This is a genomic window from Mesorhizobium sp. C399B (genome assembly GCF_030323185.1).
Classification (GTDB): domain Bacteria; phylum Pseudomonadota; class Alphaproteobacteria; order Rhizobiales; family Rhizobiaceae; genus Mesorhizobium.
Genome location: NZ_CP100472.1, coordinates 5297599 through 5320131, shown reverse-complemented (window position 1 = coordinate 5320131; position 22533 = coordinate 5297599). Strand labels below are relative to the sequence as shown.

26 protein-coding genes are annotated in these 22533 nt (G+C 63.6%); 10 read left to right on the top strand and 16 right to left on the bottom strand.

Annotated features, from left to right (window positions below; translation table 11 throughout):
- Positions 1 to 295: 295 nt before the first annotated feature.
- Both NLY36_RS25185 and NLY36_RS25180 read right to left on the bottom strand, forming a co-directional pair.
- Positions 296 to 697, bottom strand: a complete 402-nt coding sequence (locus NLY36_RS25185; protein ID WP_023692101.1) for an endonuclease domain-containing protein — start codon at positions 695 to 697, stop codon at positions 296 to 298.
- Between the two features lie 397 nt (positions 698 to 1094).
- Positions 1095 to 2015 (bottom strand): glycine--tRNA ligase subunit alpha, encoded by a 921-nt coding sequence (locus NLY36_RS25180; protein ID WP_023696573.1) that lies wholly within the window; start codon positions 2013 to 2015, stop codon positions 1095 to 1097.
- A 200-nt stretch (positions 2016 to 2215) separates the two neighbouring features.
- Between NLY36_RS25180 and NLY36_RS25175 the strand changes: the two genes are divergently transcribed.
- On the top strand, positions 2216 to 2677 hold the full coding sequence (locus NLY36_RS25175; RefSeq protein WP_023687114.1) for a GNAT family N-acetyltransferase: 462 nt from the start codon (positions 2216 to 2218) through the stop codon (positions 2675 to 2677).
- 471 nt (positions 2678 to 3148) lie between these two features.
- Here NLY36_RS25175 and NLY36_RS25170 read toward each other — a convergent pair whose 3' ends face one another.
- From NLY36_RS25170 to NLY36_RS25150, 5 genes are all read right to left on the bottom strand, one after another.
- On the bottom strand, positions 3149 to 4924 hold the full coding sequence (locus NLY36_RS25170; protein ID WP_023735591.1) for a tetratricopeptide repeat protein: 1776 nt from the start codon (positions 4922 to 4924) through the stop codon (positions 3149 to 3151).
- A 191-nt stretch (positions 4925 to 5115) separates the two neighbouring features.
- A complete protein-coding gene (locus NLY36_RS25165; RefSeq protein ID WP_023735592.1) occupies positions 5116 to 5532 on the bottom strand; it encodes a DUF1284 domain-containing protein in 417 nt (138 codons plus the stop codon).
- A 110-nt stretch (positions 5533 to 5642) separates the two neighbouring features.
- A complete protein-coding gene (locus NLY36_RS25160) occupies positions 5643 to 6236 on the bottom strand; it encodes a biotin transporter BioY (RefSeq protein WP_023735593.1) in 594 nt (197 codons plus the stop codon).
- 353 nt (positions 6237 to 6589) lie between these two features.
- Positions 6590 to 7258 (bottom strand): GntR family transcriptional regulator, encoded by a 669-nt coding sequence (locus NLY36_RS25155; protein ID WP_023696578.1) that lies wholly within the window; start codon positions 7256 to 7258, stop codon positions 6590 to 6592.
- Positions 7259 to 7345: 87 nt separating this feature from the next.
- Positions 7346 to 8362, bottom strand: coding sequence for a polyprenyl synthetase family protein (locus tag NLY36_RS25150; protein WP_023668471.1), 1017 nt, complete (start codon positions 8360 to 8362; stop codon positions 7346 to 7348).
- Positions 8363 to 8582: 220 nt separating this feature from the next.
- Between NLY36_RS25150 and NLY36_RS25145 the strand changes: the two genes are divergently transcribed.
- The 7 genes from NLY36_RS25145 to NLY36_RS25115 all read left to right on the top strand — a co-directional run bounded on the left by NLY36_RS25145 (position 8583) and on the right by NLY36_RS25115 (position 12847).
- Positions 8583 to 8807: a putative signal transducing protein gene (locus tag NLY36_RS25145; protein WP_023692106.1), complete on the top strand. Its 225-nt coding sequence runs from the start codon at positions 8583 to 8585 to the stop codon at positions 8805 to 8807.
- On the top strand, positions 8807 to 9601 hold the full coding sequence (locus NLY36_RS25140) for a tRNA1(Val) (adenine(37)-N6)-methyltransferase (RefSeq protein ID WP_023696580.1): 795 nt from the start codon (positions 8807 to 8809) through the stop codon (positions 9599 to 9601). The genes NLY36_RS25145 and NLY36_RS25140 overlap by 1 nt, the downstream gene beginning before the upstream one ends.
- Before the next feature lie 120 nt (positions 9602 to 9721).
- Positions 9722 to 10579, top strand: a complete 858-nt coding sequence (locus NLY36_RS25135; protein ID WP_023668474.1) for a S49 family peptidase — start codon at positions 9722 to 9724, stop codon at positions 10577 to 10579.
- Between the two features lie 72 nt (positions 10580 to 10651).
- The gene (locus tag NLY36_RS25130; protein ID WP_023668475.1) at positions 10652 to 10837 is read left to right on the top strand and encodes a membrane protein; all 186 of its coding nucleotides are present in this window, start codon (positions 10652 to 10654) and stop codon (positions 10835 to 10837) included.
- Between the two features lie 26 nt (positions 10838 to 10863).
- Entirely contained in the window at positions 10864 to 11757 is an 894-nt protein-coding gene (locus tag NLY36_RS25125) for a 4-(cytidine 5'-diphospho)-2-C-methyl-D-erythritol kinase (protein ID WP_023696581.1), read from the top strand.
- Positions 11744 to 12298, top strand: coding sequence for a molybdenum cofactor biosynthesis protein B (gene moaB / locus NLY36_RS25120; RefSeq protein ID WP_023735594.1), 555 nt, complete (start codon positions 11744 to 11746; stop codon positions 12296 to 12298). The genes NLY36_RS25125 and moaB overlap by 14 nt, the downstream gene beginning before the upstream one ends.
- Before the next feature lie 117 nt (positions 12299 to 12415).
- Complete coding sequence (locus tag NLY36_RS25115) at positions 12416 to 12847, top strand: GFA family protein (RefSeq protein ID WP_023696583.1); 432 nt, start codon at positions 12416 to 12418, stop codon at positions 12845 to 12847.
- On the opposite strand, the gene NLY36_RS25110 is transcribed toward NLY36_RS25115, so the two are convergent.
- Entirely contained in the window at positions 12837 to 13811 is a 975-nt protein-coding gene (locus NLY36_RS25110; RefSeq protein WP_023696584.1) for a hypothetical protein, read from the bottom strand. The genes NLY36_RS25115 and NLY36_RS25110 overlap by 11 nt on opposite strands.
- A 252-nt stretch (positions 13812 to 14063) precedes the next feature.
- A complete protein-coding gene (locus NLY36_RS25105) occupies positions 14064 to 14567 on the bottom strand; it encodes a glycosyltransferase (RefSeq protein WP_023684377.1) in 504 nt (167 codons plus the stop codon).
- Positions 14568 to 14716: 149 nt separating this feature from the next.
- On the opposite strand from NLY36_RS25105, the gene NLY36_RS25100 reads away from it, so the two are divergent.
- Together NLY36_RS25100 and rnhB are read left to right on the top strand one after the other, a co-directional pair.
- Positions 14717 to 15871: a PA0069 family radical SAM protein gene (locus tag NLY36_RS25100; RefSeq protein ID WP_023684378.1), complete on the top strand. Its 1155-nt coding sequence runs from the start codon at positions 14717 to 14719 to the stop codon at positions 15869 to 15871.
- Positions 15872 to 16021: 150 nt separating this feature from the next.
- Entirely contained in the window at positions 16022 to 16717 is a 696-nt protein-coding gene (gene rnhB, locus NLY36_RS25095) for a ribonuclease HII (RefSeq protein WP_023735595.1), read from the top strand.
- A gap of 224 nt (positions 16718 to 16941) precedes the next feature.
- On the opposite strand, the gene NLY36_RS25090 is transcribed toward rnhB, so the two are convergent.
- The 7 genes from NLY36_RS25090 to NLY36_RS25060 all read right to left on the bottom strand — a co-directional run bounded on the left by NLY36_RS25090 (position 16942) and on the right by NLY36_RS25060 (position 22524).
- Complete coding sequence (locus tag NLY36_RS25090; protein WP_023735596.1) at positions 16942 to 17433, bottom strand: F0F1 ATP synthase subunit B; 492 nt, start codon at positions 17431 to 17433, stop codon at positions 16942 to 16944.
- Positions 17434 to 17443: 10 nt separating this feature from the next.
- A complete protein-coding gene (locus tag NLY36_RS25085; protein ID WP_023684380.1) occupies positions 17444 to 18043 on the bottom strand; it encodes a F0F1 ATP synthase subunit B in 600 nt (199 codons plus the stop codon).
- A gap of 92 nt (positions 18044 to 18135) precedes the next feature.
- On the bottom strand, positions 18136 to 18360 hold the full coding sequence (locus NLY36_RS25080) for a F0F1 ATP synthase subunit C (RefSeq protein WP_006206606.1): 225 nt from the start codon (positions 18358 to 18360) through the stop codon (positions 18136 to 18138).
- A 65-nt stretch (positions 18361 to 18425) separates the two neighbouring features.
- A complete protein-coding gene (locus NLY36_RS25075) occupies positions 18426 to 19184 on the bottom strand; it encodes a F0F1 ATP synthase subunit A (protein ID WP_023696586.1) in 759 nt (252 codons plus the stop codon).
- 65 nt (positions 19185 to 19249) lie between these two features.
- Positions 19250 to 19642, bottom strand: a complete 393-nt coding sequence (locus tag NLY36_RS25070; protein ID WP_023668486.1) for an AtpZ/AtpI family protein — start codon at positions 19640 to 19642, stop codon at positions 19250 to 19252.
- A 265-nt stretch (positions 19643 to 19907) separates the two neighbouring features.
- A complete protein-coding gene (locus NLY36_RS25065) occupies positions 19908 to 21092 on the bottom strand; it encodes a cell wall hydrolase (protein WP_023705185.1) in 1185 nt (394 codons plus the stop codon).
- 136 nt (positions 21093 to 21228) lie between these two features.
- The gene (locus NLY36_RS25060) at positions 21229 to 22524 is read right to left on the bottom strand and encodes an MFS transporter (RefSeq protein ID WP_023705186.1); all 1296 of its coding nucleotides are present in this window, start codon (positions 22522 to 22524) and stop codon (positions 21229 to 21231) included.
- Between the last annotated feature and the right edge of the window lie 9 nt (positions 22525 to 22533).

The window sequence follows — 22533 nt, the reverse complement described above, 5'->3', positions numbered from 1 at the left end:
CACCCGCATGCCTTCTCCCTGATTGCGCGTCCTCGCGCCTCCGGCGCTGCGGTTGCGCGGCCGGGCGGGGATTTCCTCGGAGCGAAGTTCCAGCAACAAATCCGGCATCAGAGTTTCTCCACCCGCATGCCTTCTTCCTGATTGCGCGTCCTCGCGCCTCCGGCGCTGCGGTTGCGCGGCCGGGCGGGGATTTCCTCGGAGCGAAGTTCTAGAAGCAGATCAGGCATAGTTAGGCTCCCACCCTCCCCTCGATGGGGAGGGTCGGCGCGTAGCGCCGGGGTGGGGTGGCGACCTCTCAGCCGCCGATACCTTCGGCACCATCGCGCAAACGCAGGTGTGATTTTCGTTCTTCCACCGCCGCATAGATCGTATCGAGCACGGAATCCAGTTCGTTTTTGATTTCATGGTTCCAGAAGCGAATGACGCGGTAGCCTTGGCTCTCGAACCATTTCGTTCGACGCTCGTCATGGCGCAGCTGGTCATCGAAGCTGTGATGGGCACCGTCCACCTCAATGATCAGCTTCAGCCGGTGGGAGATGAAATCAGGGAAGTAAACGCCTACCGACGCCTGCCTGCGAAAATGAGTGCCTTCTACTGGAATGCGCCACAGATGCCGCCACAGGATGCGTTCCTCGTCGGTCATCGCCGCGCGAAGCCTTTGCGCAGACTGCAGCTTGAATCGATCGAGTTTTGGCATGGAACGTCGCGCTGTCACCCCCACCCGCCGCTTCGCGGCGACCTCCCCCATCTAGGGGGAGGTAAGAGGGCATAGCAACTCGGCTGACCGCTGTTTCCAGGAATTTTGACCGCCCCTGTCGGGCCGCAACCAGCCCGCCCGTCCTTGGATCAAAGATTTCCATGAACCAAACGCAGCGCTGAAGCGACCAACGCTCAGGCAGGGACCTATTGGCTGAACGACCATGAAAACGGCATCGAGACTTCTCCAGATCATCGCGCTCAGCGCCTGTTTCGCCGCGCAGGTGCATGGCGCCTTCTCGATGCCGGGCGTACGGCAGGCTATGCGGACCATGGCGGGGTCGACTGGCCCGATGTTGGCCCCAATCAACATTTCCCTCGAAATGATGAAGTGAGCCTCAGGCGGCGAGACCGCCGGCCTGGGTCTGCAAAAATGCCTCGCCGCAGGCTTTCGCCAGATTGCGCACCCGCAGGATGTAGCTCTGCCGCTCGGTCACCGAAATCACGCCGCGCGCGTCGAGCAGGTTGAAGACGTGGCTGGCCTTGATGCACTGGTCATAGGCCGGGAAGACCATGCGGTGCATCGGCAGATTGTCGTTCGAAGCCGGGGCGCCGGCCGCGAGCAGCGCCTTGCATTCGGCTTCGGCGTCCTCGAAATGCCTGAGCAGCATGGCGGTGTTGGCATATTCGAAATTGTGCCTGGAATATTCCTGCTCGGCCTGCAGGAAGACATTGCCATAGGTGACTTTTTCGGCGCCTTCTCGGCCATTGAAGTTGAGGTCGTAGACATTGTCGACGCCCTGCACATACATGGCCAGCCGCTCCAGGCCGTAGGTCAGTTCTCCCGCCACCGGCGCGCATTCGATGCCGCAGACCTGCTGGAAATAGGTGAACTGCGACACTTCCATGCCGTCGCACCAGCACTCCCAGCCGAGCCCCCAGGCGCCAAGCGTCGGGCTTGCCCAGTCGTCCTCGACGAAGCGAATGTCGTGCAGCAACGGATCGACGCCGATTGCCTTGAGCGAGCCGAGATAGAGTTCCTGCAGGTTCGGCGGGTTGGGCTTCAGGATCACCTGGTACTGGTAATAATGCTGCAGCCGGTTGGGGTTTTCGCCGTAGCGGCCGTCCTTGGGCCGGCGCGAGGGCTGGACGTAGGCGGCGTTCCAGCCCTTGGGCCCGAGCGCGCGCAGCGTGGTGGCCGGATGGAAGGTGCCGGCGCCGACTTCCATGTCGTAAGGCTGCAGGATGACGCAGCCATAGGCGGCCCAGTAATTGTGCAGGGTCAGGATCAGCCCCTGGAACGAGCGGCTGGGATGCATATGGACTGGACTGTCTGACGTCACGGCGGCCTCGGAAAGCGCTGAAATGATGCCATTCCCTAGTTGCCGGGCCGGTAGGCGTCAAGGCAGCGCCTATCGCCGCCTTGATGAGAGGTTGAACGCTTTGCTTCGGACTGGCCCATTGCCGGACGGTGCCGGTGGCCGTTTGCTCGCCCAGCTTCAACGACAAAGGTTCAGCCATGCAAGGCCAGTTCACCGTACGCCCCGTCACCCGAGAGGATTACGAGCAATGGCTGCCGCTGTGGGACGGCTACAATGCGTTTTACGGCCGCTCGGGCGAGACCGCCTTGCCCGGTGACATCACTGCAATGACATGGTCGCGCTTCTTCGATGCCTATGAGCCGATGCATGCGCTGGTCGCCGAGAGCGAAGGCAAGCTTCTCGGCCTTGTCCACTATCTCTACCACCGCACCACCACGGCGATTTCGCCGAACTGCTATCTGCAGGATCTCTTCACCAATGAGGCGTCGCGCGGCAAGGGCGTCGGCCGGGCACTGATCGAAGACGTCTATACCAGGGCGCAAACCGCAGGCTCCAGCCGCGTCTACTGGCTGACACACGAAACCAACCACACGGCGATGAAGCTCTACGACAAGATCGGCGATCTCTCGGGGTTCGTCGTCTACCGAAAGCTGTTCTAATGCATGTCGCCCAGAAGTGTGCCGCGGCTCTGGGACAACGACATGCATCAAAACAAAGACTTAAAGCGCGTCGTATGAATCCGTTTCAGTGCGACGCGCTCTAGAATGAGCGCCAACGCTGGAGATTGGCTGAAAGCCTTCCCGACTTCGTCATTCCAGGGCGAAGCAGCCGCCAAGCGGCGTCGCGCAGACCTGGAATCCATTCCGTGACCTTGATCGAAGAACGAAGCGGAGCAGAATTCTGCACCCTCGCAACGCCTTAAGGTCACGGCATGGCTTCTATGGCCTGCGCCGCGTCGCTTCGCTCCTTGCTCCGCCACAGAATGACGATCGCGATAGGGCGTCTCTATCTCTTTGTTTCTGTCGCAATTCCGAACGGAAAACCGCGCACACTTTCCTGGAATTGCTCTAAGATGCCAAGCCGAAAAAACGGGGCTCAGCGAGCCCCGTTTCATCAGAAGTATGGCCCGATCACCCCTTCGGCGCTGGCGGGGTGGCCGGCTTGACCTTCGGGGTTTCCTGCGCCGTGTTGGATTCGATCGGCGGCAGGCCCTTCATCAGCTTCTGCTGCAAAATGGCAAGCACATCGGGATCCGGCTTCAGGTCGCGCGCCTGATTCCACTGGAAAGTGGCTTCGAGCTTGCGGCCGACGCGCCAATAGGCATCGCCGAGATGGTCGTTGAGCACCGGATCTTCCGGCTTGAGCGACACGGCGCGCTCCATTTCGCGCACGGCGTCGTCGAACCGGCCCATGCGGAAATAGGCCCAGCCCAGCGAATCGACGATGTAGCCGTCGCTCGGCCTGAGGTCGACGGCCTTCTGGATCATCGCCAGGCCTTCCTTGAGGTTCATGTTCATGTCGACCCAGGAATAGCCGAGATAGTTCAGCACCTGCGGCTGGTCGGGGAACAGTTCCAGCGCCTTGAGGAAGTTCGGTTCGGCCTTGGGCCATTCCTTCAGCCGCTCATAGGCGATGCCGCGCTGATAGTAGATGTTCCAGTTGGCATTGGTCGGCGTCTTCAGCAGCGCGACCGCCTTGTCGTAGAGAGTGGCGGCGGAGCGGAAATCTTCCTTCGAGGCATAGACCCCGCCCAGCGCCAGATAGGCGCGCATGTCATCGGGGTGAGCTTCGACGAATGCCTTGAGATGGGCGATAGCCTCGTCGTGACGGTTGAGATCGGCAAGGTTGAGGCCGAGCTGCAGGTCGGAAAGCTCCTTCAGCGGCGAGGAGGCTGGAATGCGGCTATAGAGCGCAATGGCGCCTTCGCCGTCCTTCAGCTGCTCCGCAACGGCGGCAAGCTGCACCAAAGCGGCGTCGCTGTCGGGCTTGAGCGCGAGCGCATATTGCAGATAGAGGCGCACGAACGGCTCGCCGCCGCCGCGATTGAGCGCGATGGCGAGGTCGAGCAGGATTTCAGCGGCGCCTTCGGAGGGACTGGCGACGAAGGGCTCGATCTTGTCGCCCTTGCTGATCCTGTCGCGAAGCGCCTGGATGTCGAGCTTGCCGGGCGCGAACGCCTCGGCCTTGTCGAGCACGTAGAGCGCCTTGTTCTTGTTTCCCTTGCGCGCCAGGAAAGACGCGTAGGCCTGGGCGTTGCGCATCCATGTCTCGGGCGCGGCACCGCCGGCCGTGACGTCGGTCAGGGTCGCGTCATAAAGCGCGTCGGCCTTGTCCGATAGGCCTGCGGCATCGGCGATCAGCGCGCGGTGGAAGGACTTGAACAGGCCGAACCAGTCAGGCCCCTGCAGTTTGTCGATCGAGGCCATCGCCCCGGTGGGGTCGCCGGCGCCCTCTTGTGCCCAGCCGGACATGACGCCGGAAATCAGCCGGTCGAGATCGGATTCGAGCGACAGCTTGAGCCAGTACTGCGCCTTGGTGAAATCCTTCTTGTGGAAGGAATCGACCGCCAGAGCCAGACGCGAGAAGCGCTCGACGTCGGGAACTGCCTTGAGCTTGTCGGCATAGACCAGCGATTCCTCGAAGCGGCCTTGCGCGATCAGCGACAGCATCAGGCTTTGCTGCAGCGAGGTGTCGCCAGGATTGAAGGCGAGCGCCTGCTTGTAATAAGCGATGGCACTGTCGAGGTCGTTGTCGCCTTCGGCGATGCGGGCGGCGAGATAGGCGCCCGAGAAGGAGGTGATCTTGACCGGGTCGGTCGATTCCTTGGCGTAGGCAGGCAGCGGAGAAATCGCCATCCCTGCCACAATTGCCAGCCCTGCGAGCCAGCGCGCACGTCCTTGCCGCATCGTATCCCTTTCAGCCAAGCGCCATCCCGCGTCGGCGCGGAGAAGCCATAGACTCGATGTTTCCTGACAAAGCATGGCCTTTTTGGGGTCAGGCTTCAATCCGGGCCGAATTCACAATCGGGTCACCCGATTAACAAACCATGGCGACGCAGACACTGTCGGTTCCGACAATAGCAGATCGGGGTTGGGAGCTACAGCCTGACATCGCGATATCCGCCTGCCGCTATCGTGCTGCACAGGCCGGCCCACTCGCAACCCTGGCAGGCCTCACGCGTCACGCCGGCTGAAAAGGCCGCGCGCGAGGCGGCAAGCGTTGCCGCGTCGAGGCTGAGACGGACGCCCGCCTCGATGGGCCGGGCCAGCAGCTTGCCGACATCGCGTGCTGCCAGCTCGTCCCGGCCTGCCGCGCTTTCGCGCAAGCAGTGGGGCTCGGCCTCGCCGAGCAGCGGCCGACAGATGTCGTCGGGGCCGGAGACGATCAGAATATCCTCGCCCCGGCCCAGACGTTTCGCGATCACGTCATAGTTGGCGACGAAGGCTGCGCTGTACCCTTCGCCGATATAGGTCAGCAGGCAAAGCAGATGGTGGGAGCGCAGCCGGACGGTCATCGGTCAGGACGCGCCAGCGGAGCCTGTTCCATCCCGATGGTATCGGGATGGGGCTCCATTTTTTTGTTTGAGCATGATCTCTTCCGAAAACCGGACTCCACTTTTCGGGATCATGCTCCTGCCGGGTCCGCCTTGTTGCTCCAAAACAGCTTGAGCGTCGCGGCGCCGAGCGCCGATTTCAGCAGGCCGCCGACGAGGAACGGCAGGAAACCGAAGGCGATGGCCTGTTCGAGGCCGATCATGACGGCGAGCCAGGCCATTCCGAGAACCAGGCAGGCGAGGTTGCCGAGGACCATGCCGGCGAAGGCGAGCAGCACGCGGTTGCCGTTCCAGCCGCGCTCGGCCAGCCAGCCGACAAGCGCGCCGACGAGCGGGAAGGCGAAGAGATAACCGCCCGTTGCCCCGACGAAATACGACGCGCCCGCTGCCCCTCCGGACAGGACAGGAAAGCCCACGGCGCCCTCGGCGAGCCAGGCGATGATGGTCATGGCGCCAAGCCGCCAGCCATAAAGTGCGCCGACCAGCGTCACGGCGAAGGTCTGCATGGTGACCGGCACCGGCACCATCGGCACCTCGATCTGGGACAACAGCGCCAGAAACAGCGTACCGAGGACGACGGCCGCGGCCTGCCAGCTATGCGAGCGGGTTTGCAGGCGCAACGGGCTGAAGGACGGCTTGGACGGCGAAAAGGCGATGTCGGTCATGGTTGCTTCCTAGCTGGTTTGAAATTATAGATAATTTTGTTGTTCGATCTATTATCGAATCCATATTTGCGCGGGAATGGCAACCCTCACCCCTAAAAAGGCTTGGGCTTGCGTGTCGAATAAAGGACATTTGGAAAGGCTGGCGGGACAGCACCCCCCTCTGGCCTGCCGGCCATCTCCCCCGCAAGTGGGGAGATCGGATGTCGCCTTTGCTTTCGCCAATGGCCGACGTTGCAGGACTAACGCAACGGCAAAGCTGTTGAGCTCCCCCCTTGCGGGGGAGATGTCCGGCAGGACAGAGGGGGGTGTGAAGGATCGCTACGCGCGGAATCCGACGACTTGTCCCTTCGTCCCTACCCGACGATGGCAAACGCTTCGCGCATCTTGCCCGACGCGGTCTTGACTGGTTTCTGGCCGATCCACTGCACGTGCCGGCCAAGCGTGGTGGCGGCCGATTCGGTATTGCCCTGCCGCAGCGCGCTCAGGATCGCGCGATGATCCTGGTCGGTGCGGATTTCCCATTCCGAGCGCCAGGCGGCGAACAGGAAGCGGGCACTTGCGGCGTGCAAATCGTCGATGGTGGCGATGAGCCGCGGCATGCCGCAGGGCGCCAGGATCAGCCGGTGGAAGGTGCGGTTGGCCTCCTCCCAAGAGCGGACATCGCGGGATTTGTCGCCGGCCTTTGTGGCTTCTTCGGCAAGGTTGAGAATGGAAGCCGTCAGATGCGGCGCGGCATGGCGCAGCGCCAGCACTTCGAGCGCTGCCCGCATTTCGGCGACCTCCCTTACCTCGCCGAGATCGAAAGTAGCGACGCGCACGCCCCGCCTGGGCTCACTGACCGCCAGCCCTTGCGCCTCCAGGCGCCGGAAGGCTTCGCGCACCGGGACATGGCTGGTCTGGAATTCCTCGGCGATGTGATCCTGCCGCAGCCTGGCGCCCGGCTCGATCGCGCCCGATATGATGCGGTCGGCCAGCACCTTGCTGATGCGCACGGCGATGGTGTCGTCTGCGGTCTTTGCCATGTTTTATAGATAATTTGACGCGCAGCCGATTGTCGAGCGGTGATTGCCCGATTTTTCGTGCAAACTTGCTTTGGCGCCAGGCGCGGGTCAGTTTACCCGGCTGATGCAGAAGTCGATGACGTCGATCAGCGCCGATTTCTGCGGCGTCGCCTCCAGCGGCGCCAGCGCGTCGCGGGCGATCTCGCCGAAATGGCGGGCGCGGCCGATGGTGTCGGCAATGGCGCCATGGCGGGTCATCAGGCCGATGGCCTTTTCCAGTCCGGCATCGTCGGTGACATTGTCCTCGATGGCGCGCTTCCAGAAGGTGCGCTCGGCCTTGGTGCCGCGCCGGTAGGCGAGGATGACCGGCAGCGTAACCTTGCCTTCGCGGAAATCGTCGCCGACATTCTTGCCCAGCTCCTGGCTGGAGCCGCCATAATCCAGCGCATCGTCGATGAGCTGGAAGGCAAGGCCGAGATTCATGCCGTAGGAGCGCAATGCGGCGCGATCGTTGCGCGTCGCCGATGCGATGACCGGACCGACCTCGGCGGCAGCCGAGAACAGCGCCGCGGTCTTGGCCTTGATGACGGCGAAATGCTCGTCCTCGGTGGTATCGAGGTTCTTGGCGGCCGCCAGCTGCATCACCTCGCCCTCGGCGATGATCGAGGCGGCGCTGGACAGGATGTCGAGCGCTTCCAGCGAACCGACATCGACCATCATGCGAAAAGCCTGGCCGAGCAGGAAATCGCCGACCAGCACGCTCGCCTGGTTGCCCCAGATCATGCGGGCAGTCTTTTTGCCGCGCCGCATGCCGCTCTCGTCGACGACGTCGTCATGGAGCAGCGTGGCGGTGTGCATGAACTCGACCGCGGTGGCGAGCTTGACGTGACCCTCGCCGGAATAGCCGAACATCTGGGCCGCCGCGAGCGTCAGCATCGGCCGCAGCCTCTTGCCGCCCGACGAGATCAGATGGTTGGCGACTTCCGGGATCATCTCGACGTCGGAGCCGGCCTTGGACAGGATCAGTTTGTTGACGCGGCCCATATCGGCGGCTGTCAGGTCGATGAGATCCTTGATGGAGGCGGGTTCCCGCTTCCCGTTTTCGATGTTGAGAACGACACCCACCAACAAACACTCCCGTCTTTGATCACGCGTGCGACGGCACCCTGGTCCCGCCTGGGACTCTAGGGCGGCACATACGGGCACGGCAAGAGGCGAATTGGCGCGGCTGCGGTGACGGCGTTTCAACCTTAGCGACCGCATGCCGTTGCCCGAAAACCGCTCCACACTTTCGGCGCCATGCTCCAGCGTTTACATCAACGCTGCAACCTGCGAACTTCGTCCGATGATAGAACTCGTGCGCACCAACGATGCCGTGATCATCTCCTTTGTCGAATCGCTGATGCGCGATGCCGGGATTGCCTGCTTCGTCGCCGACCAGAACATGAGCATTCTCGAAGGGTCGATCGGTCTTTTGCAGAAGCGCGTGATGGTCGATGCCGACCAGGCCGATCAGGCGCGGCGCATCTTGAAAGACGCCGGCATCGAGAACGAAATCCGCCAGACATAATGGCTGAAGCGAGCGCGCTTACCAGCGATACGCCGGCCCATACGGTCGATGCCTTCCATCGCGGCCGCTTCTGGCTTGTCCAGCCCAGGACAGGGCATCGCGCCGGGATGGATGCCATGATGCTGGCGGCAGCAGTTTCATCCGGCTTTTCTGGACGCCTCGCCGATTTCGGCGCCGGCGCCGGTGCGGCGGGTCTCGCCGTGCTGTCGCGCTGCCCAGAGGCGCAGGTCGTGCTCGTCGAACGGTCGGCCGAGATGGCAGGCTTCGCCACAACCACGCTCGCCCATCCCGGCAATGCGCATCTCGGCAATCGCGCCTCGGTGCTGACCGCCGACGTCACGCTGTCAGGCCGGGCGCGGACGCAAGCCGGCCTCGCCGACAATTCCTTCGATTTCGTCATCATGAACCCGCCCTTCAACGCGGCGCAAGACCGCGCCACGCCAGATCCGCTGCGGCGGCAGGCGCATGTCATGGACGACGGGCTGTTCGAAAGCTGGATCCGGAGTGCGGCTGCCGTCGCCAAGCCGCGCGGGGGCCTGGCCGTCATTGCGCGGCCGGAACAGCTTGGCGACCTCCTCGATGCGCTGTCGGGCCGCTTCGGCGACGCCGAGATGCTGGCCGTGCATCCGCGCCCGGAAGCAGCCGCAATCCGCATTGTGGTCAGGGCAGCGCTCGGCGCGCGCGGCAAGCTGTCGATCCGCCCGCCTTTGATGCTGCATGGGCAAACGGGCGACGGCCCGTCGGAACGAACCGAGATGATCAACAACGGACTGGCGTCGCTGTTTGGCGATTGATTTAGGCCCGTCAGTGTCGTTGCCGCAAAACCGGCACACAGTTGGCTGAGATGGATTGCAGCATTGCCGTTGACCGGCAAATCCCTACATGCGTTGAAGCCATTTGGAGACAGCCACCTCGTGAAACGCCTTTTCAACCGCCTGCTGCCGAAATCCTGGCGATCCAGCGTCGTCACCATTCCCGTCATCAGGCTGCATGGCACCATCATGGCCGGCGGCGGCCCGTTCCGGCCGAGCCTGTCCTTGGCGTCCACCGCCGCCCTCATCGAAAAGGCGTTCCTGTTCGATGCGCCCGCCGTCGCCATTTCAATCAATTCGCCTGGCGGCTCGCCGGTGCAGTCGCGGCTGATCTTCAAGCGCATCCGCGACCTCGCGGTCGAGAAGAACAAAAAGGTGCTGGTCTTTGTCGAGGATGTGGCGGCCTCGGGCGGCTACATGATCGCGGTCGCCGGCGACGAGATCTTTGCCGATCCGTCCTCCATCGTCGGTTCGATTGGTGTCGTCTCGGCCTCGTTCGGCTTTCCCGAGTTGATGAAGAAGATCGGTGTCGAGCGCCGTGTCCACACCGCCGGCCAGAACAAGGCGGTGCTCGACCCGTTCAAGCCGGAGAAGAGGGAAGACGTCGAGCGCCTGAAGGCGCTGCAGCTGGAAGTGCACGAGACCTTCATCGACCTGGTCAGGGAACGCCGTGGCACCAAGCTGAAGGACGATCCGGACCTGTTCACCGGCCTGTTCTGGACCGGCAAGAAAGGGCTGGAGCTTGGCCTCGTCGATGCGTTGAGCGACATGCGCACGGTACTGAAAACCCGCTTCGGCGCGAAAACCCAGCTCAGGCTGGTCACCGCGCCGCGTGGCCTGTTTGGCCGCATCGGCCTGTTCGGCTCGAACTTTTCAGCGCCCGATATTGCCGCCGCCGCCGCAAGCGGCGTGATCGATGCGGCGGAAGAGCGCGCATTGTGGGCTCGCTTCGGGCTTTGAAAAAGCAGGGAAAGAGTCTAGCATGAGGGCTTGACAGTCTGCCTTGCCGCCTTGCGAGGGAGGAGCTTTGAAATGCCACAGATCATTTTCTTCGCAGTTGTCGGCGCAGCCGCTTATTTCGGCTACCGCACCTTCGTCCGCGAGGCCGAACGTGTGACCGCCAAGGTGCGGCGCACCGAAAAGCAGGCAGCCAACGGCACCAACGGCACGCTGGTCCAGGATCCTAAGACCGGCGAATACCGCCTGGCCAAGGACTGAGCATCATCCCGTCAGCAGCCGACAGTTTGGATGCCGCAGCCCGGACGTGGCTTGCGCCCGCCAAGATAAATCTGGCGCTGCACGTCACCGGCAAGCGCGCCGACGGCTACCATCTGCTCGAGAGCCTGGTCGTTTTCACCCGCTTCGGCGACAGGGTCGAGATCGAGCCTGCCGACGCCGACCGGTTCTCCGTATCGGGCCGTTACGCGACTTCCGTGCCGATCGACGACAGCAATCTGGTGGTGAAGGCGCGCGAGGCGCTGCGCAGGCAGGCCGGCCAGCAGAGCACGCCGCCGGTTGCCATCCGGCTGGAAAAGAACCTGCCGATCGCATCCGGCGTCGGCGGCGGATCGAGCGACGCGGCCGCCGTTCTGCACGGTCTTATCAGGACATGGGGTCTCGACATCGGTGAGGCCGAACTGAGCCGGATCGGTCTCACGCTCGGCGCCGACGTGCCGATGTGTCTTGCGGCAAAACCGCTGGTTGCGGGTGGCGTCGGCGACGAGCTGTCGCTGGTGCCGGATTTTCCGGCGCTCGCTTTGGTGCTGGTCAATCCCGGCGTCGCCGTCTCGACGCCTGATGTGTTCAAGGCACTTGAGAAACGCGACAATGAGGGATTGCCGCCGCTGCCGCGTGCATTTGACTTCCACAGTGTCCGCAACTGGCTGGAGATCACCCGCAACGATCTCGAACCGGCGGCGCAGGCGATCCAGCCGCCCATCGGCCGAGCGCTTTCCCTGCTGAACAGGGCCGGATCTGGATTCTCGCGCATGTCGGGCTCCGGCGCGACATGCTTCGGGCTGTTCGAGACCGGCAATGTCGCCAAGCGCGCCGCCGCCGAGATCCGCAGCCGCGAACCGGAGTGGTTTGTCGCCGCGACACGAAGCATCGCTTCAGAGGGGGCCGATGACCAAAATTGACGAGAGCCGGCCGTTCATCCCGGTGCGCATCGCGGTGCTGACGGTGTCCGATACGCGCAGCCTTGCCGACGACAAATCCGGCCAGACGCTGGCTGATCGCATCGCCGAGGCCGGCCATGTCCTGGCCGCGCGCGACATCGTCACCGACGACCGGGAGAAAATCCGCGACAAGGTGCTGGGCTGGTCGCGCGACGAAGACATCGATGTCGTCATCACCACCGGCGGCACCGGTTTTACCGGCCGCGACGTGACGCCGGAGGCGCTGGAGCCGATCTTCGAGAAGCGCATGGATGGCTTTTCCGAAGTGTTCCACCGCATTTCCTACGACAAGATCGGCACCTCGACAGTGCAGAGCCGAGCGACGGGCGGCGTCGTCAACGCCACCTTCGTCTTCGTGCTGCCGGGCTCGCCCGGCGCCTGCAAGGACGCCTGGGACGGCATCCTGAAGCCGCAGCTCGATTACCGCCACATGCCCTGCAACTTCGTCGAGATCATGCCGCGCCTGGACGAGCATTTGCGGCGCGGCAAGGCCGCCTCGTAAACCAAGGCAAAGCGCTGCCTTGTCAGGCAGAATGGCGGTTGCGCCGGCGAAAGGATTATTTCCTGAAGGCCGCCAGGCGGGTAATCTGCCACTAAGTCCTTGAGGCGAAAAGATGCCATGACTGCGTATCGCGGCGGCTGCCATTGCGGCAACATCCACCTGACCTTCGAAACCGGAATTGAGCCGGCCGAGATGGAGATCCGCGCCTGCCAGTGCGCGTTCTGCGTCAAGCATGGTTCGCGCGCCGCCGCCGATCCGCAGGGCCGATTGATCGTATCGGTCGAGGACGAGGCGCGGCTGCACCGATACCGGTTCGGATTGCGCACCGCCGATTATCTCATCTGCCGCGACTGCGGCGTCTATGTCGCTGCTGTGACCACCGACGGCGAACCGAGAGCGATCGTCATCGTCAATGCGCTGGATGACCGGCCGCGGTTCAACCGCGAGCCGGTCCCAATGGACTATGATGCCGAGAACAAAGAGGGTCGCATTGCCCGGCGGCAAGCGCGCTGGATGCCGGTCGAGATCCGCTCCGGCCTCAGCGGATGACCGGTTCGCCGTGGAAGCGGCGGCGCGAGGGCGGCGAGACGCCGAAGCCGACCTCCATCATCAGCCGTGGCGTGGTGGACGGCACGGTGCCCATGTGGAAGCCGAACGGGTCCTCGACGAAGCCGAGCCCGGCCTCGCCGGTCAGCGTGACCGGGCTGTCCTCGCCATAGACCTTGAGCACGTCTTGCGCCGGATGGCCGACCAGCAGCGTCAGCTGGTGCTTGAGACTGCGCCTGTTGTGGCTGCCTTTGACATAGACATGCGGACCGGTGCCGGCATCGCAGGGTTTCAGATAGAAGAAGAATTTCAGCATCCGCCAGTCGTCGAGATCGAAATGATATTTGCCGAGCGAGGCAAGGTTCTTGTCGGCGTCGGAAGCCTCGCCAGTCGGGAAACTCCACCACACACGCGTGGTGATCAGCTTTGCCTGCCCGCCCAGATAGTGCTGGGCGATGTCGAACAGCAGCGGGTCGTTCTGGATGGCGAGTGCCGCCTTGCAGCCGAGGACGCGCTCGAAATAGTGTCCGCTGAGCAAAGAGCGGCCGAACCGCTTCTCGGCTTCTGCGTGTTCTCCGGGCATGAATTCGAGCCGGCGGTCGAAATTGCCGAAGCACGGCGTGCTCTGAGCAAAGCTGGCGACCTCTTCGTGGATTGCCTGCGGAAGGACCAGTCCGGAGAACAGGCCATCGGTGCGCAGCGCCGCGACGATCGACTTGAGGTCGACGCCCCTGAACATCGTCGCTCCGGCACTCTGCGCGGGGCGCGCGGCTTTGGCGCCAAGCCAGTGCAGCTTGCGCGCCGGCATGGTGCGGGCAAGCACGAACATCGGCAGCCATGCGGGATTTTCGCGCAGGTCGGACAGATAGGTCGGGATACGCACCGCAATGCGGCGGAGCAGGCTGCCGTTGCGGGCAATGGCTTCCAGACTGGGGGCGCCGGATTTGTCAGGGGACGAAAGGTTCATCGGGGTCCTCAGATATGAACGGCAGCAACGACGACGCGGCGCTTGCTTACCGCTCCGGCACTACCCAAACCCCGATATCCCGCATCAACGGAATGCTAATCCCGCGTCAGCTTTTGTGCAATGCACAATAGCTTTTTGCGGCGAAAAAGAGGGATGGTGCTGCGACCGTGCCAATGCGGATGAGACGCCGACGCTGCCCCTCATCCGCCCTTCGGGCACCCTTCTCCCTGGGAACGGGAAAAGGGAGAAACATCACTTCTTCGGCGCCAGCCAGATTTCGGCGTCGAGCCGCCTGGTGGCGAGACCGCGCGCAAGGGCTTCGGCGCTGTGCGCGTTCTTCGACAGGGCAGCGGCCTGGCGCTTGCTGATGACCAGCCCTTCGGCCAGCGCCCGGTTGCCCGAAAACACCCGTGACAGGAACGGCGTGCGGCTGCCGCGCGCACGGGAAAAGCGCGCCGGCATGGTTTGCCGCGCCGTGTGAGCGACAACGTCGTCGATCCAGCCCTCCGCCAGCCTTGCGCCGGGTTCCAGAAACAGCAGCCAGTCACCCTTCGCCTGCCTGATTCCCGCGGCAATGCCGCCGGCCACGAAGTGGCAGCCGGCATGATCGGCAACCCGATGCGTCTGGTCGGTCGAGCCGGTGTCGCAGACGATGACATCGCGCACCACGCCCTCGACCGCGCCGCCGATCAACGAGGCGAGCGTGCGGGCAAGGCCTTCTTCGTCATCCCGGGTTTCGATGAGAACGCTGAGCATTTTTAGCCGAATAGCGGAAAGCCCGGCCCAGCGCCAGTTGTGCATGGCCAACGAAAAAGTTCTTGCTTTGTTCTCATCAGCGAAATAGGATTATTTTCATGAACAGAGCGATTCGACAGCCAGCCGACAGTCCTTGGGAAAGGGCCAAAATGGAACATATCGTGCGTGCGGACATTGCTGCTTTCGGAGCAGGGCGAGCCGAGATGGCCAATGCGATGATCGAACAGAGCGGCATGCGCGTCCGTCCGGATCGCAACCGCGGCCGTTCCGCGGGCATCAACCCGTCCGGCCGGTTCGAGCCGGTCAGCCGGCATGTGTTCGACGACGGCTGGAATTCGCTGGAGGAATTGCCGCCGTTCAAGACCGAAGTGCAGGTCGAGAAGCCGCGCACCATCATCACCCGCAACGAATCGCCCGACATTTCCTTCGACCGCTCGATCAACCCCTATCGCGGCTGCGAGCATGGCTGCGTCTATTGTTTCGCCCGGCCGACGCATTCCTTCATGGGCCTGTCGCCGGGGCTGGATTTCGAAGCGAAGCTGTTTGCCAAGCCGGATGCGGCGCGGCTGCTCGACAAGGAACTGTCGAAGGATGGCTATCAGCCGCGCACCATCGCGATCGGCACCAACACCGATCCCTACCAGCCGATCGAGAAACAATACCGGATTATGCGCGAGATCCTCGAAGTGCTGGAGGCGCGCGGCCATCCGGTCGGCATCGTCACCAAATCCCATCTGGTGACGCGCGACATCGACATCTTGTCGCGCATGGCCGAACGGGGCTTGGCCAAGGTGGCGCTGTCGGTGACAACGATGGACCGCATGCTGGCGCGCACCATGGAGCCACGCGCGTCGACGCCGACCAAGCGGCTTGAGGCGATCCGGCAGCTTTCCGATGCCGGCATCCCGGCCTCTGTCATGGTGGCGCCGATCATTCCCGGCCTGACCGACCAGGAGATGGAGCGCATCCTCGATTCGGCACGCGCCGCAGGCGCCCGCGAGGCCGGCTATGTGATCCTGCGCCTGCCGCTCGAGGTGGCGCCGATCTTCAAGGACTGGCTGCTGCGCCACTATCCCGACCGCTACCGGCACGTGATGTCGCTGATCCGTTCGATGCGCGACGGCAAGGACTATGATTCGGAATGGGGCAAGCGGATGAAAGGCGCTGGCCCCTATGCCTGGCAGATCGGCCGGCGCTTCGAGATCACGGCCAAGCGGCTCGGCCTCAACGCCGAGCGGCGCACGCTCCGAACCGACCAGTTTGTCGCCGCCGCCAAGGCGACCGAGCAGCTGATGCTGCTCTGAGAGTAGCGCCTGCCCTGCCCTCGTGGCTGGCGACCCAAGAATCCCGTCCGGCCTGTCCCCCGGCCTGCAGACGGTGCCCTCCCGGTCTTGCCCCACTCGACCCTGGAGGGACTTGCGGAGAATCGGAGCCGATGCGAACCTCGCCGCAACATGGCTCGCGCACGTTCCGATTCTCCGCTTCTTTTCGAAATCGTCGAAAAGCCCGATTTCTCCTTCGAGACGAAGGCGATGGCCGAAGGCCTGTGGCCGGTGGCAGGCATAGACGAGGCCGGCCGCGGTCCGCTGGCGGGGCCGGTGGTGGCGGCGGCCGTGATCCTCGATCCCGCCAACATTCCCGACGGGCTCGACGATTCCAAACGGCTCAACCATTTGCAGCGCGAGGCGCTGTTCCTGAAAATCCTGGGGTCAGCGCTCGGCGTGTCGATGGCCTCGGTCAGCGCCGAAGGCATTGACGGCAGCAACATCCTCAAGGCCAGCCTGGAAGCCATGCGCCGCGCCCTTGCCGGCCTGCCGATCCAGGCGAAGCTGGCGCTGGCCGATGGCCGCGATGTGCCGCCGGGCCTCCTCTGCGAAGGCCGCGCGCTGATCAAGGGCGACCAGCGCTCGCAATCGATCGCCGCCGCCTCGATTGTCGCCAAGGTGATGCGCGACCGCATGATGTGCGGCTGCGGCAGCCACCACGAACGCTACGGGTTCGAAGTCCATATGGGCTACGCCACCGTGCGGCACCGCACCGCGATCGAAGCGCATGGTCCGGTGGCAAGGCTGCACCGGGCGTCATTCGCGCCGTTCAGGCTGGGTGGAGTTGAGGTGGTTGAGGAAGAGAGCTTCGCCGGGTTGGAGTAATGGTAATCTCCCCCCTTGAGGGGGAGATGGCCGGCAGGCCAGAGGGGGTCGCCGCGCGTGAAGCGCTAGCCCTTACTGGCCGCAGAAAGAGCGTCGCGCCCGGTCGCACCGACCCCCTCTGTCGCCTTTGGCGACATCTCCCCCTCAAGGGGGCAGATTGTCCGCGCTCAACAAAAAAGCCGCCAAGTTGCCGGGGCGGCTTGATGTCAGCGAGTTAACGCCGCTCAGTTCAGCCTGGCCTTCACGTCCTGCAGCGCGGACTTGAACAGGTCGGCGCCGGCCTTGGCGTCGATCTTGCCGGCAAGCAGCGCGCGGGCCGCCTCGACGGCGATGTCGACGGCGCTGGCGCGCACTTCGGCGACGGCTTCGCGCTCGGCCTGGCCGATCTTCTGCTCGGCAAGCGCGGTGCGGCGGGTGACATAGTCTTCGGTCTTCTTGTGCGCCTCGGCGGCAAGCATGTCGGCCTCGCGCTTGGCGGCAGCGACGATGGCTGCGGCCTCCTGCTCTGCTTCCTTGCGCTTCTTCTGGTATTGGCCGAGCAGTTGCTGGGCCTCTTCGCGCAACCGGCGGGCTTCCGCAAGCTCGTCGCTGATCTTGGTCGCACGGGCGTCGAGCGACTTGGCGATCAGGCCTGGCACCTTGATGTAAACGGCAACGCCGAGGAAAATGACGAGGGCAACCGTTGCCCAAAGCGTTGCGAGAGATGTGGCGTCCATGATGTGCTCCTCACCGGGCCACGGATTTGACCGCAGCCGAGATCTCGGCCTTGCTCGTCTTGCCGCCGACAAGCGCATCGACGATGGCTGAAGCGGTGTCCTCGGCAATCGTGCCGACTTCCTTCATGGCGTTGGCCTTGATGGAAGCAATGCTGGCCTCGGCCTCGCCGAGCTTCTTGTCGAGAGCGGCCTCGACCTTCTTGCGGGCAGCCTCGGCTTCAGCCTTGGCAGCGTCGTTGGCCTGCTGGCCGATCGCGTTGGCCTTGGCCTTGGCTTCCGCCAGTTCCTGCTCGTAAGCGGCAACGGCGGCGTCAGCCTCGCCCTTCAGCTTGGCGGCCTGGTCGAGGTCCTGCGTGATGCGATCGCTGCGGACGTCGATGATGCCGCCAAGGCGCGGCATCACCACCTTCTTCAGGAACAAATAGAACAGCCCGAACGTGATCGCCAGCCACAGAAGCTGGGACGGAAACGTCGCCGGATCGAATGGCGGGAACGTGCCGTGCGCCTCGGCAGGCACGCCGGTGCCGGAATGCGTGTCGCCTTCGGTACCGGTGTGGGCGCCTTCAGCGGCGGGTGCGGACTCTTGCGCAAACGCAGATGTCACGAACATGGACTATCCCCTGATATCAGGCATGGCCGCAGGAATGCGGCCAGCCAATTCTTCCCAATGCTCGTCCGACCGATAATTGGCCGAACAGGGGCTCAGCCGAACAGGGCGAGAAGCGCGATGAGAAGCGAGAAAATGCCCAGAGCTTCGGTCACGGCGAAGCCGAAAATCAGGCGGCCGAACTGGCCATCGGCGGCCGACGGATTGCGCAGGGCGCCCGCCAGGTAGCTGCCGAAGATGTTGCCGAGGCCAATGCCCGCGCCGCCCATGCCCAGGCAAGCGATACCGGCGCCGATGTACTTTGCTGCTTCTGCGTCCATTTTAAACTCCTTTGGATCTGTAATTCGTTGCAATTCCATCCGGCGAAGGATGCCGGAAATTCTATCTAGTGCGAAGGATGCAGCGCATCATTCAGGTACATGCAGGTGAGCACGGCGAACACATATGCCTGCAAGAGCGCCACGAGCAACTCCAGCGCGGTCAGCGCCACAGCCATCGCCAGCGGCAGGATCGATCCCGCAACGCCGAGCGCGCCGAGCGCACTCAGGCTGACCACAAACCCGGAAAACACCTTCAGGGTAATGTGGCCGGCGAGCATATTGGCGAACAGACGAACCGATAGGCTGACCGGACGCGAGACAAAGGAAATCACCTCGATCGGAACGACAAGCACCATCATCAGGATGGGCACGCCCTTCGGCACGAAAAGCTTGAGGAAGCCCAGACCGTGCTTCATGAAGCCATAGACGATGACGGTTCCGATCACCAGCGCGGCCAGGCCGAAGGTGACGATGATGTGGCTGGTGATGGTGAAGAAATAAGGAAAAAGGCCAAGCAGATTGGCAACAAGCACGAACATGAACAGCGAGAACACTAAGGGAAAGAACTTCATACCTTGGGTTCCGGCTGCATCGCGCAACATGTTCGCGACGAACTCGTAGGCCATTTCCGAAACCGACTGCAGGCGGCCGGGAACAAGGCTGCGGCTTGCGGTCGAGAGGTAAAGAAACGCCGATGCAATGGCCACGGTCGCGACCATGAACAGAGCCGAATTGGTGAAGGACAGGTCATAGCCGCCGATATTGATCGGAATCAGCTTGACGATATGGAACTGGTGGATCGGATCGACCTTGTCAGCAGCCATTTACATCCCCGTCAAAACCGCGAGCGGCCTTAAGTGTCCTTGTGCGCCATTGGCGGCGCGCCATTTCATTCTTTCGGATCGTGCGACTTCTCGCTTTTTCCGAATTCCGCCACAACACCTGACGAACGCAGGACATTGAGCACGCCGGCGCCAAAGCCCAGCAACAAGCCGACGACCAGACCCCATGGCGAGGTTCCCGCCACGCGATCCAGAAACCAGCCAAGGCCCACACCCACCACTATCCCGGCGATGAACTCGCTGGACAGCTTGAGCGCCTGGCCATATCCGGCCGTCGCCTTCGCGCCGTCATTCCCCTCGAGCTGATCCGGCCGTCTTGTCGCAAGCGATGCTCCAAGCTCACGCCGGCGGCGTTCGAGATCTTCGTCGCGGATGTCGGCCTCGTGCTTGCTGCCGCGGCCGGTTTCTCCGGTTCCGTCTGGCCCGTTCTTGTCGGCCATCGTAACCCCCCTGCCCGGTCAGACCGTCACCGTCCGTCCGCTTCTAAAGTCGCCGGCAACATAGTTAGAGGGTTTGCGCCCGTCAAGCCACGGGCGGGACTTCAAAGCCATGTATTTTTTCTATTGGAATCAATCACTTGGCGAGGTGCGACATCGTGCCCGGCACTATCGGGTCGGCACATGCCCCGAATCCGTCCGGCGACCGCTGTCCGATTTCGGCTTCCAGGGCCTTTGCGGTTCGTTTGCGACAGGCAAGCCGAAGGGCTTAGCTCCAGCCGCCGCCATACGTGCGGTAGAAGATATGCAGGCCGATCTTGGTCATCTTCTGCATCGTGCGCGCCCAGCCCGGATGGACGTAGTTGGCGTAGTAGTGGGTCGATGAGCCGACTTCGGGAATGAAGATCTTGCCGGCGGTGACCGCCATCGCGACGTCCTGCGCGGTCTTGTAGTGGGCGGGGCTCTCGATGCGCTTCTTGCGGCCGTCGCAGGCGAAGGAGAACTGGCAGCGGTTCAGCCAGTTGTCGTTCTGGTAGACGACGCCGCAAATCGAGTTCGGATAGGCCGGATTGCGGACGCGGTTGAGAATGACCTGGGCGACGGCGGCCTGGCCGCGCACGGATTCTCCCCGCGCCTCGAAATAGATGCCGTTGGCGAGGCAGGCCTGCTCCTTCGTGGAGAAGACGCTGGCCGGCAGCGGGTTCTGGATCCACGAATGATCGCCCTTGGCCATCGGCGGAATGAAGCGCCCGCTGCTCGGCTCCTCGTCCTGCAGCAGCGCTTCGAAGGGCGAGGCCTTGGCGTAATCGGGTTCGGCCTGGGCATAGGCGGTGGCCAGCACGTCCGGTCTGTCATTGTTGACGAGGGCGGCAAGCATGGCCGGCACGCCGGGATCGGGCTTCTTGTCCACATTGGTGTGGAAGGACTGGGCGATCTGGATTTCCTTGCCTTTGATGCCGGGCTTGGCGAAGGCGAGCTTCAGGCCGCTGTCCATGCTCGGCCGCAGCAGCGAGGAGGTGCGCTGGAAGATCGAGCCGGCATTGAAGTTCTTCGGCGGCGCCACCGGCGAGACCTGGATGATGCGGCCCTTCTTGTCGGCGCGCATGATGCGGTCCTCGTCGGGCGTGATGCCGGCGACATTGCCCTTGCCGCGAAACGAGACCTTGCCGACGCCGGGCAGGCGCACGCCCGAGCCCGAGAGCGAACCGGTGGTGACGGAATCGATGAAAGGCATTTCGGCGGCATGAACCGAGCCGGCGACGGATCGCTCGACATAAGAGTTCCAGCGGGTGCCCGAGGCTTCGAGGCCGGAAATCAGGCTGCCCATGTCCTGGTAGGCGACGACGGTTGGAAAGCCGATCCAGATGCCGAGCCCGATGACCAATGGCGGTACGAAGGAACGTTTTTTCTCACCGGCGGCGGCGGCCAGCCGCTTCAGGACACGTCGATGCACGGGGAACTCTCCAGAAACGCAACTGAGCCACTGGAGAGCCAAAGTGAAGCATTAACCTTGATGCGGGGTTAACGCGGTCGATCGTGTTGGTCCGAAGCGGCCCGAAATGGGACGCCGTTTGCCGGCCGGCAACCCGTCAGTTCGGCCGCAGGAAAATTGGCCATGCAATCATGGCGCAGAGCGCGCCCACCAGCCAGACGCCAGGCCACGACCAGATGAGCAGCAAAGCCGGAATGGCGGTCGGCACCACGAAGAAGGCGATGAAGACGAAGCTGTTGGCAAGACCGAGCGCGGTTCCGGCGCGGCTGGCGCCAGCAAGCGTGGCGAGTTCGGTGTAGGCGACGCCATGCCAGGCGGAGACCGAAATGCCGGCAACGACCAGCAGCACGGCGATCGCCGGGATCAACGCGGCATGGGCGTCTGGCGTGGCTCCTGCCGCCAGGACCAGCAGGCCGACGGCCGCGAAGCCAAGCGCGCTTGTCATGCTGCAGAGGCGCAGGAACCAGCGGCGGTTGCCATGGCGGTCGGTGAAGCGGCCGCTCCAGACGCGCATCACCATGGCGCCGGTCTGCACCGCGGCAAGGCTGGCGCTGATCGTGAGCGTGGCTATGCCGGCGAAATCGTGCAGGAAGACCGAGGCAAAGGTCAGCACCGCCACTTGCGGAAAGCAGAGCAGGCCGATGGCGGTGGCGATGCGCCAGACCTCGACATTGCGCAGCGGCGCCGGACCGCCCGACTTTGCCATGGCCATGCTGCCGGCATTGTCCAGTTCCGGCGGCTGGTGCAGCCATCGCCAGGCAAACAGCGCAGAGACGGCGTTCATGGCGGCCAGCAGCCCGAAGACCGCCGCGAAACCGTGCACCGATGCCAGCGACGGCAGGACCAGCGCGCCGAGCCCGCCGCCGAGCGGCACCGCGGTCTGCCTGATGCTCATGGCAAAGCCACGTTCGCCTTCGTGGAACCAGGCCATGATGGCGCGGCCGCTGGAACCGTTGACGCTGCCGCCGAGCAGGCCGGCGACCAGAAGGCATGCGGCCAGCATTGCGACGCCAGGCACATAGGTCACTGAGGGCACGATGAACAACGCCATCAAGGCGAGCCACGCCGCGGTCGCGCCAAGGCCGGTCAACAGCACGCCGCGATCGCCCCAGCGGTCGGTGAGCAGGCCCCAGGGCAGTTCGCTCAAGGCAACGCCCAGTCCGAGAAGGCCGAGGACCAGACCGAGATTGCCATTGCTCAAGTGATAACCCGACCGCAGAAACACCGCCGCCGCCGGTATGCCGGCGAAGGTGGCGGAGAAACTGGCATTGGCGGCAACGCCGATGCCAAGCACCTTCCAGCGATGATTGGCGGGAAATTGTTCAGCCTTCGACGTGACGGCGGCGGCTCGGCCAACCCGGCCTGGCTCACAATTTGCGTCGGCAATCGACATGGCGGGACT

Coding starts and splice junctions, on each gene's coding strand:
- NLY36_RS25165 (WP_023735592.1), bottom strand. CDS start 5,532: ATGACCGTCCGGCTGCGCTCCCACCATCTGCTTTGCCTGCTGACCTAT.
- NLY36_RS25185 (WP_023692101.1), bottom strand. CDS start 697: ATGCCAAAACTCGATCGATTCAAGCTGCAGTCTGCGCAAAGGCTTCGC.
- NLY36_RS25115 (WP_023696583.1), top strand. CDS start 12,416: ATGACTGCGTATCGCGGCGGCTGCCATTGCGGCAACATCCACCTGACC.
- NLY36_RS25160 (WP_023735593.1), bottom strand. CDS start 6,236: ATGACCGACATCGCCTTTTCGCCGTCCAAGCCGTCCTTCAGCCCGTTG.
- NLY36_RS25100 (WP_023684378.1), top strand. CDS start 14,717: ATGGAACATATCGTGCGTGCGGACATTGCTGCTTTCGGAGCAGGGCGA.
- NLY36_RS25085 (WP_023684380.1), bottom strand. CDS start 18,043: ATGTTCGTGACATCTGCGTTTGCGCAAGAGTCCGCACCCGCCGCTGAA.
- NLY36_RS25090 (WP_023735596.1), bottom strand. CDS start 17,433: ATGGACGCCACATCTCTCGCAACGCTTTGGGCAACGGTTGCCCTCGTC.
- NLY36_RS25070 (WP_023668486.1), bottom strand. CDS start 19,642: ATGGCCGACAAGAACGGGCCAGACGGAACCGGAGAAACCGGCCGCGGC.
- NLY36_RS25060 (WP_023705186.1), bottom strand. CDS start 22,524: ATGTCGATTGCCGACGCAAATTGTGAGCCAGGCCGGGTTGGCCGAGCC.
- NLY36_RS25105 (WP_023684377.1), bottom strand. CDS start 14,567: ATGCTCAGCGTTCTCATCGAAACCCGGGATGACGAAGAAGGCCTTGCC.
- NLY36_RS25180 (WP_023696573.1), bottom strand. CDS start 2,015: ATGCATCCCAGCCGCTCGTTCCAGGGGCTGATCCTGACCCTGCACAAT.
- rnhB (WP_023735595.1), top strand. CDS start 16,022: ATGGCTCGCGCACGTTCCGATTCTCCGCTTCTTTTCGAAATCGTCGAA.
- NLY36_RS25130 (WP_023668475.1), top strand. CDS start 10,652: ATGCCACAGATCATTTTCTTCGCAGTTGTCGGCGCAGCCGCTTATTTC.
- NLY36_RS25075 (WP_023696586.1), bottom strand. CDS start 19,184: ATGGCTGCTGACAAGGTCGATCCGATCCACCAGTTCCATATCGTCAAG.
- NLY36_RS25140 (WP_023696580.1), top strand. CDS start 8,807: ATGGCTGAAGCGAGCGCGCTTACCAGCGATACGCCGGCCCATACGGTC.
- NLY36_RS25080 (WP_006206606.1), bottom strand. CDS start 18,360: ATGGACGCAGAAGCAGCAAAGTACATCGGCGCCGGTATCGCTTGCCTG.
- NLY36_RS25145 (WP_023692106.1), top strand. CDS start 8,583: ATGATAGAACTCGTGCGCACCAACGATGCCGTGATCATCTCCTTTGTC.
- moaB (WP_023735594.1), top strand. CDS start 11,744: ATGACCAAAATTGACGAGAGCCGGCCGTTCATCCCGGTGCGCATCGCG.
- NLY36_RS25175 (WP_023687114.1), top strand. CDS start 2,216: ATGCAAGGCCAGTTCACCGTACGCCCCGTCACCCGAGAGGATTACGAG.
- NLY36_RS25110 (WP_023696584.1), bottom strand. CDS start 13,811: ATGAACCTTTCGTCCCCTGACAAATCCGGCGCCCCCAGTCTGGAAGCC.
- NLY36_RS25155 (WP_023696578.1), bottom strand. CDS start 7,258: ATGGCAAAGACCGCAGACGACACCATCGCCGTGCGCATCAGCAAGGTG.
- NLY36_RS25170 (WP_023735591.1), bottom strand. CDS start 4,924: ATGCGGCAAGGACGTGCGCGCTGGCTCGCAGGGCTGGCAATTGTGGCA.